This window comes from Rhodococcus sp. LMD (assembly GCF_056108245.1).
The window spans coordinates 669,410-686,508 of record NZ_CM148557.1; the positions used below are offsets into that span (position 1 = coordinate 669,410).

The following is a 17,099-nucleotide window of genomic DNA, read 5'->3' on the forward strand; positions in this document are numbered from 1 at the left end:
CCCGTCGCGGCTCGGTTCGGGACGGCGCCCCCGCCCGAAAATCGCTCGTGCCGATCCCCGGGCTCCTGCTAGCGTCGCGGCACCCCCGCCTCCGAGTGAATGCCGATCGACGTGACCGCCCTCGACCTGACCACCCGCCGCTTCGCGCCCCTGACCCTGCTCGGCGTCGCCACCCTGCTGTCCGCCACCGGCAACGGCATCGTGGTCGTCGCACTGCCGTGGCTGGTGCTCGAACAGACCGGCCGGGCCACCGACGCGGCGATCGTCGCGGGTGCAGCCACCGTGCCGCTGCTGCTGGCGAGCCTGCTCACCGGGACCGTCGTCGACCGGTTCGGGCGCCGGCGCACCGCCCTGGTCTCCGATGCGCTCTCGGCGCTGTCGGTCGCGGCCATCCCGGTCCTCGCCGCGACCGTCGGACTCTCGGTGCCCCTGCTGGCCGCGCTCGCGGCCCTCGGCGCCGTCTTCGACCCGGCGGGCATCTCGGCGCGCGAATCGATGCTGCCGGCGGCGACCCGCGCCGCAGGGTGGTCACTGGACCGCGCCAACAGCCTCTACGAGGCGAACTACAACCTCGCCTACCTGATCGGCCCGGGTGTCGGCGGCGTCCTCATCGCCGCCGTCGGCCCCGAGAACACCCTGTGGGTGACGTCGGCGTGCTTCGTGCTCTCCCTCGTCACCGTCGCCTTCCTCCGGCTCGAGCACGCCGGCCGGCCCGACCGGTCCACCCGCCCGGCTTCGCTGTGGGCCGGCACCCTCGAGGGGCTGCGGTTCGTGTGGCGAGACCGGTTGCTGCGCACGCTCGCACTGGTCGACATGATCGTCGTGGCGTTGTTCCTGCCGATCGAGTCGGTGCTGCTTCCGACCTACTTCACCGGGATGGACGCGCCGGCCCGGCTCGGCTGGGTGATGATGTCGCTGAGTGTCGGTGGTCTGGTGGGTGCCCTGGCTTACGGCGCCTTCGCGTCGCGTCTGCGGCGCCGCACCCTGATGCTCGTCGCGGTCACGGTGCTGGGTGCGGCGACGATCGGCATGGCGTTCCTGCCGCCGCTGGGGGTCCTCGTGCTGCTGGGCATCCTCATCGGCCTGGCGTACGGTCCGGTGGGGCCGATCGCGAACTGGGCCATGCAGACCCGCAGCCCGGAGCACATGCGGGGCCGCGTCGTCGGTGTGATGACCTCGACCGCGTACGCGGCGGGCCCGGCCGGGATCCTGATCGCCGGGCCCCTGATCGACGCGACGGGTGTGCGCACGACGTTCTTCGCGCTGGCCCTGCCGATGGTCGGTGTCGCGGCGGTGTGCTTCGCGCTGCCCGTCCTGCGGGAACTCGATCCCGTCCCGGAGTCCCGTTCGTCCTATCGTCCGTAGCCGCCACCGCCCGGGGTCTCGACCACGAGCACGTCACCGGCCCCGACCTCGACGGAGTCGCAGCCGGCCATGCGGGTGACGGTGCCTTCGGCGCGTTCGATGCGGTTGCCGCCCAGGGCGCCCGGCTCGCCACCGGCCATCCCGTACGGCGGCACGCGCCGGTGTCCGGACAGCGTGCTGACGGTCATCGGCTCGAGGAACCGGAGCCGTCGCACGGCGCCGTCGCCGCCGCGCCACCGGCCGCCGCCACCGCTGCCGTGACGAATCGTGAACGCCTCCAGCAACACCGGCAGGCGCCACTCCAGTACCTCGGGATCGGTCAGACGCGAGTTGGTCATGTGTGTCTGCACCACCGACGTCCCGTCGAAGCCCTCGCCCGCACCCGACCCGGAGCCGAGCGTCTCGTAGTACTGGTACCGCTCGTTGCCGAAGGTGACGTTGTTCATGGTCCCGGCACCCTCGGCCTGCACCCGCAGCGCCGCGTAGAGCGCGCCGGTGACGGCCTGCGACGTCTCGACGTTGCCGGCGACGACCGCGGCGGGGAATTCGGGGGCGAGCATCGACCCGTCGGGGACGACGATGTGCAGCGGACGCAGACAACCGTCGTTGAGGGGGATGTCGTCGGCGACGAGCGTGCGGAAGACGTACAGCGTCGCGGCCCGCGCGACCGAGGCCGGCGCGTTGAAGTTCGACGCGAGTTGCGGTGACGTGCCGGTGAAGTCGATCGTCGCCGAGCGTGCCTGCCGGTCGACGGTGATCCGGACCGCGATCACCGCACCGGAGTCCATCTCGTAGCGGTACTCGCCGTCGTGGAGACGGTCGACGACACGGCGCACTTCCTCCTCGGCGTTGTCCTGCACGTGCCGCATGTAGGCCTCGACGACGTCGAGACCGAAGTGGTCGATCATCCGGCCCACCTCGACCACGCCGCGCGCGTTGGCCGCGACCTGGGCGCGCAGGTCCGCGAGGTTGGTGTCGGGGTTCCGGGACGGGTACGGGCCGCCGCTGAGCAGCGCACGGGTCTCGGCCTCCCGGAAGGCTCCGTTCTCGACGAGCAGCCAGTTGTCGAACAGGATGCCCTCCTCGCGGATGTCGCGGCTGGCGGCGGGCATGGAACCCGGTGTGGTTCCGCCTATTTCGGCGTGGTGACCGCGGGAGGCGACGAAGAAGAGGATGTGCTCGCCGGACCCGTCGAACACGGGCGTGATCACCGTGACGTCCGGCAGGTGGGTACCGCCGTGATACGGGTCGTTGACCGCGTACACGTCCCCGGGTTTCATCGACCCGTGCCGGCGGCGCACCACTTCCTGCACGCTCGTGCCCATCGAGCCGAGATGGACGGGGATGTGCGGCGCGTTCGCGATCAGGTTTCCGTCCGGATCGAACAGCGCGCACGAGAAGTCCAGACGCTCCTTGATGTTCACGGACTGCGCGGTGGACTCGAGAGTCGTGCCCATCTGCTCGGCGATCGACATGAACAGGTTGTTGAAGATCTCGAGCATGACCGGATCGGCGTGGGTGCCCACCTCCGCGCCGTCGTGGGCGCGCACCCGGGCCAGCACGAGATGACCCTGTTCCGACATCGCCGCCTCCCAGCCGGCCTCGACGACGGTGGTCGAGTTGTCCTCCGCGACGATGGCCGGGCCGGCCACGGAGTCGCCGGGGGCGAGGTGCTCGCGACGGTACAGCGGTGCCTCGCGCCACGACCCGTCGACGAACATCCGGACGGTGTCGGGGGACGGGCGGGTGGACCCGGTCGCGTCGCTGTCGGCGCGACCGAGCCCGGACAGATCGGGCCGGCGCGTGGCCCCGACGGCCTCGACCGCGACGGCATCGACGATCAGCGGCCGGTCCATGAGGAACGAGTAGGTGCGCCGGTGCACGGCTTCGAACTCCGCGGTCATCGTCGCCGGGTCGGCGAGCGCGACGGGCACGGAGGTGTCGGTGCCGTCGTAGCGCAGGTGTGCCCGGACGGTCACGTCGATGCGCTCGGTGGGCACGTCCTCGTCGAGCAGTTCCGTGCGCGCCGCGGCCTCGAGTTCGGCGGCGACGTCGCGCAGCCGGGGCATCGCCTCGTCGTCCAGTTCGACGACGACGGACTGCTCGCGCATCGCGGTGGTGTCCGCGAGACCCATGCCCAGCGCGGACAGGACACCGGCCAGCGGCGGCACGAGGACGGTCCGGATGCCGAGCGCGTCGGCGACCGCGCAGGCGTGCTGTCCGCCGGCCCCGCCGAAGGTCGTCAAGGCGTACTCGGTGACGTCGTGGCCCTTCTGCACCGAGATGCGCTTGACGGCGTTGGCCATGTTCGCGACCGCGATCTGCAGGAAGCCCGCGGCGACCTCCTCGGGGCTGCGGTCGTCGCCGGTCGTCTCCCGGATCTCGGCCGCGAGCGCGGTGAACCGGGCCCGCACCGTCTGCTCGTCCAGCGGTTCGTCGCCGCCGGGACCGAACACGTGCGGGAAGTGGGCGGGCTGCACGCGCCCGAGCATGACGTTGGCGTCGGTGACGGTGAGGGGGCCGCCGCCCCGGTAGCAGGCCGGACCCGGGTCGGCGCCGGCGGAGTCGGGCCCCACCCGGTACCGGCTGCCGTCGAAGTGCAGAATCGATCCTCCGCCGGCGGCCACGGTGTGGATGTCCATCATGGGGGCCCGCAACCGCACCCCGGCGACGACGGTGTGGAAGACGCGCTCGTATTCGCCGGCGAAGTGCGACACGTCCGTCGACGTGCCACCCATGTCGAACCCGATCACCTTGTCGAACCCGGCCAGGGCCGACATCCGGCTCATGCCGACGATGCCTCCCGCCGGCCCGGAGAGGATCGCGTCCTTGCCGCGGAAGTGCATCGCCTCGGTGAGCCCGCCGTTGGACTGCATGAACATCAGCCGGACACCCGGCAGCTGGTCGGCCACGCGATCGACGTAGTGGCGGAGCACGGGGGACAGGTACGCGTCGACGACGGTGGTGTCGCCGCGTGGCACGAGCTTCATCAGCGGGCTCGCGTCCGCGGACAGGGAGATCTGGCCGAAGCCGAGGCGCTCGGCGAGGTCGCCGACGGCGTGCTCGTGCTGCGGGTACAGGTGGCTGTGCATGCACACCACGGCGACGGAGTCGATCCCGTCGTCGCGCACCTGCCTCAGATCGCGCTCGAGCCGGTCCAGGTCCGGGGCCCGCAGCACCGTGCCGTCGGCTCGGATGCGTTCGTCGACCTCGATCACCCGCTCGTAGAGCAGCTCGGGCAGCACGATGTTGCGGTCGAAGATCCGCGGCCGGTTCTGGTAGCCGATGCGCAGCGCGTCTCGGAAACCTGAGGTGATCACCAGCACGGTCCGGTCGCCCGTGCGCTCGAGCAGCGCGTTCGTCGCGACGGTGGTGCCCATGCGCACCTGCTCGACGAGGCCGGGGGTGACGGGGTCGCCGGCCGGTACCCCGAGCAGTTCCCGGATCCCGGCCACGGCCGCGTCCCGGTATCGGGACGGGTTCTCCGACAGCAGCTTGTGGGTCACCAGGGTGCCGTCGGGCCGGCGGGCGACCACATCGGTGAAGGTGCCGCCGCGGTCCACCCAGAACTCCCAGCGCCCGGGTGCCCGGTCTCGTCCGCTCGTCTGCTCCGCTGTCGCCATGCCAGCAGGTTAGTCACCGCGGACGGGACGGACGGGACCGCGGGACTCAGGCGGTGACGGCGCCGGCCGTCTCCGGGGCCGGCGCGACCTCCCCGCGTCCGATGCCGCGTCGGGTGCGGGCCGCGCCGATCCCGCGGCACGCCAGGTAGATGACGAATGCGATGGCGGTGATGAACGCCGAGACCGGAACCCCGGGGGCGAGGGCGAGCAGGATGCCACCGACCGCGGAGACCTCCGCGAAGAGCACGGACAGCACCGTCGCGGCCAGCGGGCCGCTCGCCACGCGGGCGGCTGCGGCGGCCGGGGTGATGAGCAGCGCCATCACCAGCAGCGCCCCGACGATCTGCACGCCCAGGGCGGCGGTGATTCCGACCAGGACGGCGAAGACGATGGACAGCGCCCGCACCGGCACTCCACGTGCCGCGGCGACCTCGGGGTCGGTGCTGGCGAACAGCAGCGGCCGGTAGATGACCAGCATGGTGCCGATGACGCCGACGGCGCACGCGGCGAGCAACGCGATGCCGGTGCCGCCCGGCGCGACGATCTGGCCGGTGAGGAGGGAGAACGCGGCGCCGGTGCGGCCGTCGTAGGCCCACAGCAGCAGCACGGCCAGCCCGAGCCCGAACGCCATGACGACACCGATGACAGAGTCGCGTTCGCGGGCTCGGGTGCCGAGGACGCCGAAGAGGACGGCCGCCACCACAGCACCCGCCACGGCACCGAGCCCGACGGAGACGCCGACGATCAGGGCCGCGGCGGCACCGGTGAGGGAGAGTTCGGAGGTGCCGTGCACGGAGAACGCCATCTGCCGGCTGATCACCAGGGGGCCGATCACGCCGGCGAGCAGGCCGAGGATCGCGCCGGCGAGCAGCGCCTGCTGCACGAAGTCGTACTGGAGCAGGTCGACGGTGGCCTGCACGTCGAACATCCGGCCCATCGCGTCGGTGAACTTGCTGCTCAATGCTGATCCTCGTGATGGTCGTGGTGGACGCCCTCCCCGGGGCGCAGTCCGCCGGCGCTGCCGAGCGCGTCGATGGCGTCGCCGGTGCCGACGACGACGAGACGGCCGCGGATCTCGAGGACTTCGACGTCGGTCCGGTACAGCGCGGAGAGCACCTCGGAGGTCATGATCTCGGCCGGGGTGCCGATGCGGAACTGCCCGTCGACGAGATACAGCACGCGGTCGACCAGCGGCAGAATCGGGTTGATCTCGTGGGTGACGAACAGTACGGCGGTGCCGTGTTCGCGGCGGCGACGGTCGATGAGGGACGACACGAGGTGCTGGTTGGCCAGGTCCAGGCTGAGCAGCGGTTCGTCGCAGAGCATGACCCGGGGGTCGCCGACGAGTGCCTGCGCGATGCGCAGCCGCTGCTGTTCGCCACCGGAGAGGGAGCCGATCGGGGCGTTCGCGTAGGCCTCGGCGCCGACCTGCCGGATCGCGGCGTCGACGGCGCCCCGGCGGGTCTTCCAGTAGCGCAGGCCGGTGCCCCAACGGTGGCCGTCGACGCCGAGTCCGACGAGGTCGCGTCCGCGCAGCGGCACACCTTCGTCGAGCGACTTCTGTTGCGGCACGTAGCCGACGTGCGAGTTGCCCGTGCGCGCGGGCACGCCGGCGATCGTGGCGGTGCCGCCGCTGAGGGGGAGCTGACCGAGCAGGACCTTCAGCAGCGTGGACTTGCCCGCGCCGTTGGGGCCGAGCACTGCGACGAACTCGCCGGGCTCGACGGTGAGGTCGAGATCCCGCCACAGGACGCGGTCGCCGAAGGCCATGCACGCGCCGCGGAGTTCGACGGCGGCGCTGTGTCCGGGGGTCGTCGCAGGCGCGCCCGGTGCCGCGGCGGTGCCGCCCGGGGTGACGTCGGCCGGTGTGGTCACGGAAGTGATGTCCTTGCCCTGCTCGAAGGGTCAGCGGGCGGCGTCGAGGGCGGCGGCGAGCGCCTCGGCCGTCTGCTTCTGCCACTGAATGTAGTCCACACCCTCGGGCAGGGTCTCCGTGACTTCGACGACGGGGATGCCCGCGGACTCCGCGGTCGCCCGCATGTCGCGGCTGACCTTGTCCTCGGTCTGGGGGTTGTGGACCAGGACGTCGACCTGCTTGTCGAGGAGCAGCTGGCGGGTCGCGGCGATCGCGGCGGGCGACGGGTCGGTGCCGTTCTCGATCGCGTTCGTGAAGTCGGCGGGGGTGCGGTCCTCGAGCTTCGCGGACGTGACGAGGTAGTAGCCGATGGATTCGGTCTGCGCGACGGGGGTGTTCGCGTGTGCGGCGGCGATCGCGGCGGTCACGTCGGTGACCTCGTGCAGCTGCGAGTGGAACGCGTCGGCGTTGGCGCGGTAGGTGTCGGCCCCGGCCGGATCGAGCTCGGCGAGGCGGTCGGCGACGGCATGGGCGACGGCGTCGGCGGCGGCCAGGTCGTACCAGACGTGCTCGTTGATGCCGCTGTGGTCGTGACCGGCGTGGGCGTCGCCTTCCTCGGCGGCATGGGACTCGGCCTCGCGTTCCTCGGTCGCATGGGTCTCGCCCTCGTGGGTCCCGTCTTCCGGTGCGCTGCCCGCCGAGTGGCTGCCCGCCGAGTGGTCGTGACCGTCGTCGAGGTCGCTGCCGGTGCCGGACTCGAACAGGGCCATGGCGTCGACCGTGGCGGCGCCGGCTCCGGTCGAGTCGAGGATGTCGTCGACGAACTGGTCGTAGCCGCCGCCGTTGTAGACGACGAGGGACGCGTCGCTGATCGCGGCCGCGTCGGCGGGGCTGGCCTCGTACGAGTGCGGGTCGGCGGACGGCTCGGTGATCAGCGACTGCACCTGGGCGCGGTCCCCGGCGACGGCCTGCGCGACCGAGCCCCACACGTTGGTGGAGGCGACGATGCGGATCTCGCCGGAGTCGCTGCCGCCCGAGTCGCTGCCGCCCGAGTCGCTGCCGCACGCGGCGAGGGTGAGCGCGGCGGCGCAGGTCAAGCCCACGGTCGCGGTGGCGGCGCGCATTCGGCGGGGCAGTCGCACTGTTCCATCTCCTGTGATCACGTTCGGCCGGACGGCCGGGAGGGGCGCGGTTCCACCTTATTGGAAACCGTTACCGTTCCACTTTAGCGGATGTCCGGGTCCGCGCCCATCCGGCCCGATTCGTCGCCGCGGCGCCGACCCGATACCGTCCGTTCATGCCCAGGTCTCGTCAGCCGCGTCCCCAGGCCACCCTGGCGTCGATCGCTGCCGAGCTGAAGATCTCCCGCACCACCGTCTCCAACGCCTACAACCGGCCGGACCAGCTGTCCGCCGAGCTTCGCGAGCAGATCCTCGAGGTCGCCAAGCGCCGGGGCTACGCCGGCCCGGACCCGATGGCCCGTTCGCTGCGTACCCGCCGGGCCGGGGCGGTGGGCGTGCTGCTCACCGAAGCGCTGAGCTACTCGTTCCGGGATCCGGCCGCGATGAGTTTCCTGTCCGGCCTGTCCGAGTCCTGCGAGGCTGCCGGCGAGGGACTGCTGCTCATCCCCGCCGGGCCGGGCCGCGACGAGGAGGAGGCGGCCCAGGTCGTGCACGGCGCCGCGGTCGACGGCTTCGTCGTCTACTCGGTGCCGTCCGACGACCCGTATCTCGCGGCCGTCCTCGAGCGGAACCTGCCCCTGGTGGTGTGCGACCAACCCCGCGGCATCGCGAGCGCGCCGCTGGTCGGCATCGACGACCGCGGCGCGATGCGTGGGCTCGCCGAGCACCTCATCGGTCTCGGCCACCACCGGATCGGGGTGCTGTGCATGCGTCTCGGCCGTGACCGCCGCGACGGCGTCGTCGATCCCGCCCGCTTCGAGTCCGACCGCTTCCACGTCCAGCACGAGCGGATCATCGGCGTGCAGGAAGCCCTGCGGGCGGCCGGGCTCGACCCCGCGAGCCTCACCGTCGTCGAACGCTATGCGCACACCGCGGAGGACGGCGCCTCCGGTGCCGCGCAGGCGCTGGCGGCGGACCCGACGATCACCGCCCTGATGTGCACCACCGACGTTCTCGCGCTCGGCGCGCTGGCGTGGGCGCGCAGCGCCGGTCTCGAGGTGCCCGGACAGTTGTCGATCACCGGCTTCGACGGGATCGGCGAAGCCCTGCGCGAGGGCGTGACCACCGTGCGCCAGCCTCAGGAGGAGAAGGGCAGGCGCACCGGCGCCCTGCTCATGGCCGCACCGTCACACTCCGGGGTCGCGACGGTGGAGACGCTCCCGACGGAACTGCTCATCGGCCAGACCACCGGCGTGCACGACGAGACGTCGATCTACGCCGAGTGATCGACGGCCGACAGCGTCCGGTCCGCCTCCGCCGGTGCCGCCAGCAGCTGCGCGCACCGCAGCAGCCCGAGGTGGCTGTACGCCTGGGGGTGGTTGCCGAGTGACCGCTCGGCCACGGGGTCGTACTCCTCGCTGAGCAGGCCCGTGGGGCCTGCCGCGTCGACGAGCTGCGCGAACAGCGCCTCCGCCTGCGGACGGGCACCCACGAGGAGGTATGCCTCCACCAGCCACGCCGCGCACAGGTGGAAGCCGCCCTCGGTGCCGGGAAGGCCGTCGTCGTGCAGGTAGCGGTACACCGTCGACCCGCTGCGCAGTTCCGCCTCCGTGGCGACGACCGTCGCGTGGAATCGCGGGTCCTCGGGGTCGATGAGCCCGGACAGGCCGATGAACAGCGTCGCCGCGTCGAGGTCGGTGCCGTCGTAGGCCGCGGTGTAGGAGCAGACGTCCTCGTTCCAGCCCTTCTCCAGCACCTCCTCCGCGATCTCCGCGCGCAGGCCGGCCCAGCCGTCGCCGGCGGTGCGCCCGAAATTCTCGGCCAGTGTCAGCGCGCGGTCCACGGTCAGCCAGCCCATGACCTTCGAGTAGACGTGGTGGCGCGGGTTGTCGCGGATCTCCCAGATGCCGTGGTCGGGCTCGAACCAGCGGCACTCCACGGCGGTGACCATGGCGCACACCAGTTCCCAGTCCCGGTCGGTGAGGGCCCGGTCGTGCGGGACGCCGCGTTCCTCCCGGCGGTGTGCCAGCGCCGAGATCAGGTCCACGATCGGACCGAACACGTCGAGCTGGACCTGCTGGCTCGCGGCGTTGCCGACCCGCACGGGCCGGGAGCCCGCGTAGCCGGGCAGCGTGTCGATGACTGCCTCGGGCGGCAGGGCACCACCCGCCAGCGTGTACAGCGGGTGCAGGCGCTCGGGGCCCGGAACGGTGTCGAGCACACGGTGCACCCAGTCCAGGTAGGCGTCCGCCTCGGCGAGCGACCCCACGCTCACCAGGGCATGCGCGGTCAGCGCGGCATCGCGCAGCCAGCAGTAGCGGTAGTCCCAGTTGCGGACGCCGCCGATCTCCTCGGGCAGCGACGTGGTCGCGGCCGCCATGATGGAGCCCGTCGGCGCGTGCACGAGGCCGCGCAGGGTCAGTGCCGACCGCTTCATCAGGTCCCGCTTGAGCGGCGGCAGGTCCAGGCCCGCCGCCCACTTCCACCAGTACTCCTCCGCGGATGCGCGCCGCTGCACCTCCGCGACGGGGTGTGGACCGATGTCGTCTGTGCCGCAACGGAATTCGAGGATGATGTCGCCGTCCGACGGGTCGACGACGGCGTGCGCGGTCTGATGGGCGCCGTCGGTGGTGATGTTCCACTCGACGCCGGGGGAGCGCAGCACGTACGGCTCGTTGAAGCCCAGTACCCGCAGGCCGTCCGCCACGGGCTCGAGCCCGACCTGGCCCTGGCCGAACTCGGGGCGCGGGGCGAACGTCACCACCGCCCGGGCCTTGCCGGTGATGACGCGGGTCAGGTCGGTGCGGCCCGGCTCGACGTCGTGCGGAAGGTAGTCGATCACCGCGAGGCTCGCCCAGCGGGTCACCACGGTCATGGTGCCGTCGATGTAGCGCTGGCTCAGGGGCAGGGCCTCACGGCTCGGCCCGATGGTGAAGTGCCCGGCGGGTTCGCCGCCGAGCAGGTGCGCGAACACGGCGGCGGAGTCCGGCTCGGGATGGCACAGCCACGTCACCGTGCCGTCCGGGGTCAGCAGGGCCTTCGCACGCGGGCTCGCGAGCATCGTCAGCCGCTCGATCGGGCAGGCCGCCGCCCCCGAGAGCCATGTGCGGCGCTGCTCGAGCAGGAACGCCAGCGCGGCCGCGACATCCTCGACCGTGCCGATCCGGTATTGCGCGGCGGTCTCGCCGTCGCCGACCTTGACCCCCACGTCCGGGCCGTGGAGGGACGCGAAGGCCTTCTCGTCCGTCACGTCGTCGCCGAAGAAGACCGCGGCGCTCGCCGACTCCTGATGGCGGATGATGTCCAGCGCGTGGCCCTTGTCGGTGGGCACGACCGCCAGCTCGATCACGGCCTTGCCCTCGGTGACCTGCACCCCCGGGTGCCGGGCGAGATCGCCGCGGACCAGCGACAGTGCCTGCTCGGCATCCCCCGGGTCGGCGTTGCGCACGTGCAGCGCAGCACTCGCCGGCTTCGACTCGACGTGCACACCCTCGTAGCGGGCGGCGATCACTTCGAGCTCGGCGACGATGTCGCGCAGCAGCTGCCGGGCATCGCTGTCGATGGCGTGCACGAAGCCGATGTCGAACTCGGAGCCGTGGCTACCGACGAGCTGCACCTCGGCGGGCAGGCGGGACAGGGCGGCGAGATCCTTCAGGGCCCGGCCGGAGATCACGGCGGCGGCCGTGGACGGCAGACCGGCGAGCGCGCGCAGAGCGCGGACCGACTCGGCGTTCGGGAACGCCTTGTCCGGATCCGAGACGATCGGCGCGACGGTTCCGTCGTAGTCGGAGGCCACGAGGAGTCGCGGGGTCCGCGCCAGCGCGACGAGGGCGCGGCGCAGGTCGATCGGGAGGTCTTGGGCGCTCACTCACTCAAAGGTAGGTGATCGGGCCGCCGGCGTCGTCTCCCATGTCCGGTTCGGGACGTGTTTCCCGTTACAGTTGCGCGACTCGCGGCGCAGGTCAGCCTTCCTGGACCGGAATCGAGGCCGGCCGGTGCGAGCCGTCGCCGAGCAGCAGCTCGACGGTCAGCTCCAGCCGCCGCGCGACGTCCGTCGCGGACGAACGCCGCGTCAGCCACGCCACGAGGTTCGACAACCACACGTCGCTGATCACCCGGGCGATCGCGAGCTCCTCTTCGGTGGGCTCGCCCTCGTTCATCGCGCGGGCGAACAGCCGGTCCATGAGCAGGCCGACCTGATCGACCTCGGCGGCGGCGGAGGCGTCGGCGAACATGAACGCCCGGGTCATGGCTTCGGTGAGCAGCGGGTCGCGCTGCATGGCCTTGGTGATCAGGTTCAGGATCAGCTGCATCCGCTCGAGCGGGGTGTGACCGGGCGGGATCTTGCCCTTGCCTTCGATGCGTGCGAACTCGCGACCGAGGGCGGAGACGAGCAGATGCACCTTCGACGGGAAGTACCGGTACAGGGTGCCGACTGCCACGTCGGCCTTCTCGGCGACGGAGCGCATCTGCACGGCCTCGTACCCGCCCTTGGACGCGAGCGCCAGGGTGGCGTCGAGTATCCGCTTGCGGCGTTCCTTCTGGGCGTTGGAACTGAGGTCGTCCTCGGTGAGGGCGGTGAGAGTTCCGCTGCCGGTGGAACGCGAGCGGGACGATGTCGTCATCGAGATGTCTTCCTCTGCCTTGACTCTGAACCGGCTGTCATATTAGAACACGTTCTAGGCATTGTGTCATTCCCGAAAGGCGGAAACCCGCTGTGAGCATCGCCACCACCGACGAACAGGTGGCCGCCCAGGCCTCTGTGCAGGCCTGGGCGCGCGCCACGCCGCCGATCCAGAACCTACGTGACCACCCGGCCGGAATGTGGCAGCCGGGGTGGGCGTCCCTCGCCGAACTCGGGATCTTCGCCGTCGCCGTGCCCGAGGCCGCGGGCGGCGCCGACGCCACCGTCGTCGACCTGGCGACGATGCTCGAACAGGCTGCGTACCACCTCGCGACCGGGCCGGTGCTGCCCACCGCGCTGGCCGCCCTCGTCTTCGGGCGTGCCGCCGGTTCGGACGGCGCCAAGTGGGCGGAGCTGCTCGCCGAGGGCGCCCTGCCCACCGCGGTCGCGCTGGACGGCGCACTCACCGCGACCGCGCGGGAGGGCGGGTACGACCTCGACGGCGATGCGGGAACGGCGATCGGCGGCGAGCCCGGGGTCGCGGTCCTCGCCCGTATCGGCGCCGGCGACGGAGCCGAATGCTGGGCGCTGCTCGAGGCGGACACCCCCGGGCTGAGCCTCGAACCGCTCGACACCCTCGACAAGTCCCGGGCCCTCACGCGAGTGCGGCTCACCCGCGTCGCAGTCCCGACCGACCGCGTCGTCTCCGTTCCGGCAGGTCTGGTCCGCGACCTCGCCGCCACCCTCGCCGCGGTCGAACTGGCCGGTGTCGCCGGCTGGGCACTGACCACGGCCGTGGAGTACGCCAAGATCCGCGAACAGTTCGGTAGGCCCATCGGCTCCTTCCAGGCGGTCAAACACCTGTGTGCCGAGATGCTGTGCCGCACCGAGAAGATCCGGGCGACGGCCTGGGACGCCGCCGTGGCGGCCGATGCGGCGCCGCACGAACTGCCACTGGCCGCGGCCGTCGCCGCTGCCGTGGCTCTCGACGCCGCCGTGCAGAACGCCAAGGATGTCATCCAGGTGCTCGGCGGCATCGGCTTCACGTGGGAGCACGACGCGCACCTGTACCTGCGCCGCGCCGTCGCCACCCGCCAGCTGCTCGGCGGCTCCGCGGCCTGGCGGGCCCGGGTCGCCGGCCTCGCCCGCTCCGGCGCGCGTCGGCACCTCACCGTCGATCTGAGCGCATTCGACGACGAACGCGCGCGTATCCGCGCCGAGATCGCACAGCACCTCGACCGGCCCGGACCGCAGCAGCGGGCCGCGCTCGCCGAGGCCGGGTTCCTGGCCCCGCACTGGCCGCCGCCGTACGGACGGGGCGCACACGCCGCGCAGCAGATCCTCATCGAGGAGGAACTCGCGTCCGCCGGGGTGGAGCGGCCCGATCTGGTCATCGGGTGGTGGGCCGTGCCGACCATCCTCGAGCACGGCACCGCCGGGCAGATCGAACGTTTCGCCGCACCGACACTGCGCGGGGAGATCGTCTGGTGCCAGCTGTTCTCCGAACCGGGCGCAGGATCCGATCTGTCGTCGCTGCGCACCACCGCGGAACGGGTCGACGGCGGCTGGCGCCTGCAGGGGCAGAAGGTGTGGACGTCGCTCGCGCAGGAGGCGGACTGGGCGATCTGCCTGGCCCGCACCGATCGTGACGCCCCGAAGCACAAGGGCATCACCTACTTCCTCGTCGACATGAAGTCCGCGGGCATCACCGTCTCGCCGCTCCGGGAGATCACCGGCGACGCGCTCTTCAACGAGGTGTTCCTCGACGGCGTGTTCGTCCCCGACGAGTGCGTCGTCGGTCCGCTCGGCGGCGGGTGGCGGCTCGCCCGCACCACGCTCGCCAACGAACGGGTCGCGATGAGCGGCGGGTCCTCGCTCGGGAAGGCGGTCGAGCAACTGCTGGACCTGGTGGCGCCCGGCGACCCGGTGGCCGAGGACCGGATCGGCGGGCTCGTCGCCGAGGCCACGGCCGGCTCGCTGCTCGAGCTGCGGACCACCCTGGCGCAGCTCGACGGTCAGGATCCCGGTCCGGCATCGAGCGTGCGCAAGCTGATCGGCGTGCGGCAGCGTCAGGACACCGCGGAGCTCGCGATGGATCTCGCCGGCGAGGCCGGCTGGGTCGAGGGGCCGCTGACGCGCGAGTTCCTCAACACGCGTTGCCTGACGATCGCCGGCGGCACCGAGCAGATCCTGCTCACCCTCGCAGCGGAGCGCCTGCTGGGTCTGCCGCGCGGCTGAGCGGTACTTCCACGTGCCGCGCCGAGGTGATACAACTAGAACACGTTCTAATCGAAGGTGGATCCGTGGACTTCGCTCGTGACGACACGCAGGAGGCCGTGGCCGAGGTCGCGGTGGGCCTGCTGGCCCGCGGCCTGGGCCCGGACGAACTGTGGCGTGCCCTCGCCGACGCCGACCTGCTCTCTCTCGCCCTGCCCGCGCGGCTCGGCGGTGACGATCTCGGTGTCGCCGAGGTCGCCGCTCTGCTCACCGAGATCGGACGCGGCGCCGCACCCGTGCCGGCCCTGGCCACCCTGGGCTTCGGCGTGCTGCCCGTCCGGACCCTCGCCACCGCGGCGCAGCAGGACGAGCTGCTCGCGGACGTCGGTGACGGCGCCGTCCTCACCGCCGCTCTCGCCGAGGCCGGCCGGGCCTTCCCGGCGTCGCCTACCGCCACGGCGGTACCCGACGGGGAACGCCACGCCGTCACCGGGCACTTCGTCGGCGTCCCCTACGCGGCGACGGCGCGACGGATCCTGGTGCCCACCGCCGCCGGTGTGATCGCCGTCGAGCCCACGGCGCCGGGCGTCACCCTCATCGAGAGCCCGTCGTCGGCCCGTGCTCCCGAGTTCTCCGTGCGGCTCGACTCCGCGCCGGGCCTGCGCCTCGGCGACGGCGCCGAGCCGGCCGCCGACGTCGCCGCCCTGTACCGTCTGGCGCTCGCCGCGGTCGGTGCCTACGCGGACGGACTGCTCTCGGGGGCAACGCAACTCACCGCACAGCACGTGAGCACCCGCCATCAGTTCGGCAGGCCGCTCGCCACGTTCCAGGCGGTGGCCCAGCAGATCGCCGACGTCTACGTCACCTCCCGCACCCTGCACGTCGCGGCACTCGCCGCGGCCTGGCGCGTCGCGCAGGACGCCCGCAGCACCGCCGCGGACGACGACCTCGACGTCGCCGCGTACTGGATCGCCGCGGAGCTGCCGCCCGCGATGGGCGTGCTGCACCACTTGCACGGCGGTCTCGGCGTGGACGAGACCTACCCGCTGCACCGCTATTCCTCGACCGCAAAGGACCTGGCGCGCCTGCTCGGCGGCGCCTCGTACCGACTAGACCTCGTGGGGGCCCGGTGTTCATCGACCTGACCGACGAGCAGCGCGCGCTGCAGGCGGAACTGCGACGGTACTTCGCAGATCTGATCTCGCCCGAGGAAGCCGCGATCATGCGCACCGAGCGCCACGGACCCACCTATCGGGAGGTCGTGCGCCGGATGGGCAAGGACGGCTGGCTCGGGGTCGGCTGGCCCGTCGAATTCGGCGGCCGCGGCTTCGGTGAGGTCGAGCAGCAGATCTTCGTCAACGAGGCCGTGCGCGCCGACGTGCCGCTGCCCAGCGTCACCCTGCAGACCGTCGGGCCGACCCTGCAGGTCTACGGGACCGAGGAACAGAAGCGGAAGTTCCTGCCCGCCATCCTTGCGGGGGAGGTGCACTTCGCGATCGGCTATTCCGAGCCCGACGCCGGAACCGACCTCGCGGCGCTGCGCACCACCGCCGTGCGCGACGGCGACCACTATGTGGTGAACGGGCAGAAGATCTTCACCACCGGCGGCCACGACGCCGACTACATCTGGCTCGCGGTACGCACCGGCAGCGCCGACTCGCGGCATCGCGGCATCTCGATCCTCATCGTGGACACCAAGGATCCCGGCTTCGGCTGGACGCCCATCATCACCTGCGACGGCGCGCATCACGTCAACGCCACCTACTACAGCGACGTGCGCGTCCCGGTCGAGATGCTCGTCGGCGAGGAGGACAAGGGCTGGCGGCTGATCACCACCCAGCTCAACCACGAACGCGTCATGCTCGGCCCCGCCGGTCGCGTGGGCGGGCTCTACGATCGGTTGTCCGCCTGGGCCCGTTCCCGGGGCCTGCTCGGCGAGCCCGACGTGCGGCGCGCGCTCGGCGAGATCCATGCGACGTTCCGGCTCAACGAACTGCTCAACTGGCAGGTCGCCGCCAGCGAATCCGAGGCCGTGGACATCGCGGACGCGTCGGCCACCAAGGTGTTCGCCACCGAACACATCCAGCGCGCGGGCCGGCTCGCGGAGGAGATTGTCGGCCGGTTCGGGGACCCGGGCGACCCGGCGACCGCGGACCTGCTGCGCTGGCTCGACATGCAGGTCAAGCGGAACCTGGTGATCACCTTCGGCGGCGGTGTCAACGAGGTGATGCGCGAGCTGATCGCGACGGCGGGCCTGGCCATGCCCAGGGTTCCGCGGTGAAGGAGGACGTGTC

At 71.9% G+C, this 17,099-nt stretch carries 11 protein-coding genes; 5 read left to right on the top strand and 6 right to left on the bottom strand.

The window, feature by feature from the left end:
* The first annotated feature begins 99 nt into the window (after positions 1-99).
* Entirely contained in the window at positions 100-1,365 is a 1,266-nt protein-coding gene (locus ACWPQI_RS03105) for an MFS transporter (RefSeq protein ID WP_017680943.1), read from the top strand.
* On the opposite strand, the gene ACWPQI_RS03110 is transcribed toward ACWPQI_RS03105, so the two are convergent.
* The 4 genes from ACWPQI_RS03110 to ACWPQI_RS03125 all read right to left on the bottom strand — a co-directional run bounded on the left by ACWPQI_RS03110 (position 1,353) and on the right by ACWPQI_RS03125 (position 7,985).
* Positions 1,353-4,988, bottom strand: coding sequence for a hydantoinase B/oxoprolinase family protein (locus tag ACWPQI_RS03110; RefSeq protein WP_096824251.1), 3,636 nt, complete (start codon positions 4,986-4,988; stop codon positions 1,353-1,355). The genes ACWPQI_RS03105 and ACWPQI_RS03110 overlap by 13 nt on opposite strands.
* A gap of 46 nt (positions 4,989-5,034) precedes the next feature.
* Complete coding sequence (locus ACWPQI_RS03115) at positions 5,035-5,949, bottom strand: metal ABC transporter permease (protein WP_010594554.1); 915 nt, start codon at positions 5,947-5,949, stop codon at positions 5,035-5,037.
* Entirely contained in the window at positions 5,946-6,758 is an 813-nt protein-coding gene (locus ACWPQI_RS03120; RefSeq protein ID WP_238424159.1) for a metal ABC transporter ATP-binding protein, read from the bottom strand. The genes ACWPQI_RS03115 and ACWPQI_RS03120 overlap by 4 nt, the downstream gene beginning before the upstream one ends.
* 135 nt (positions 6,759-6,893) lie before the next feature.
* Positions 6,894-7,985, bottom strand: coding sequence for a metal ABC transporter solute-binding protein, Zn/Mn family (locus ACWPQI_RS03125; protein WP_474738637.1), 1,092 nt, complete (start codon positions 7,983-7,985; stop codon positions 6,894-6,896).
* A 155-nt stretch (positions 7,986-8,140) separates the two neighbouring features.
* On the opposite strand from ACWPQI_RS03125, the gene ACWPQI_RS03130 reads away from it, so the two are divergent.
* Complete coding sequence (locus ACWPQI_RS03130; protein WP_010594551.1) at positions 8,141-9,250, top strand: LacI family DNA-binding transcriptional regulator; 1,110 nt, start codon at positions 8,141-8,143, stop codon at positions 9,248-9,250.
* On the opposite strand, the gene otsB is transcribed toward ACWPQI_RS03130, so the two are convergent.
* Together otsB and kstR are read right to left on the bottom strand one after the other, a co-directional pair.
* On the bottom strand, positions 9,238-11,832 hold the full coding sequence (otsB, locus tag ACWPQI_RS03135) for a trehalose-phosphatase (RefSeq protein ID WP_010594550.1): 2,595 nt from the start codon (positions 11,830-11,832) through the stop codon (positions 9,238-9,240). The two genes, ACWPQI_RS03130 and otsB, sit on opposite strands and share 13 nt — an antisense overlap.
* Positions 11,833-11,926: 94 nt before the next feature.
* Positions 11,927-12,589 carry a cholesterol catabolism transcriptional regulator KstR gene (kstR, locus tag ACWPQI_RS03140; RefSeq protein ID WP_140188262.1) on the bottom strand — a complete coding sequence of 221 codons (663 nt, stop codon included), beginning with the start codon at positions 12,587-12,589 and terminating at the stop codon, positions 11,927-11,929.
* A gap of 92 nt (positions 12,590-12,681) precedes the next feature.
* On the opposite strand from kstR, the gene ACWPQI_RS03145 reads away from it, so the two are divergent.
* The 3 genes from ACWPQI_RS03145 to ACWPQI_RS03155 all read left to right on the top strand — a co-directional run bounded on the left by ACWPQI_RS03145 (position 12,682) and on the right by ACWPQI_RS03155 (position 17,086).
* A complete protein-coding gene (locus tag ACWPQI_RS03145) occupies positions 12,682-14,826 on the top strand; it encodes an acyl-CoA dehydrogenase (RefSeq protein ID WP_474738638.1) in 2,145 nt (714 codons plus the stop codon).
* 65 nt (positions 14,827-14,891) lie between these two features.
* Positions 14,892-15,950: an acyl-CoA dehydrogenase family protein gene (locus ACWPQI_RS03150; RefSeq protein WP_017680938.1), complete on the top strand. Its 1,059-nt coding sequence runs from the start codon at positions 14,892-14,894 to the stop codon at positions 15,948-15,950.
* The gene (locus ACWPQI_RS03155) at positions 15,935-17,086 is read left to right on the top strand and encodes an acyl-CoA dehydrogenase family protein (protein WP_474738639.1); all 1,152 of its coding nucleotides are present in this window, start codon (positions 15,935-15,937) and stop codon (positions 17,084-17,086) included. Before ACWPQI_RS03150 ends, ACWPQI_RS03155 begins: the two co-directional genes overlap by 16 nt.
* Positions 17,087-17,099: the final 13 nt, after the last annotated feature.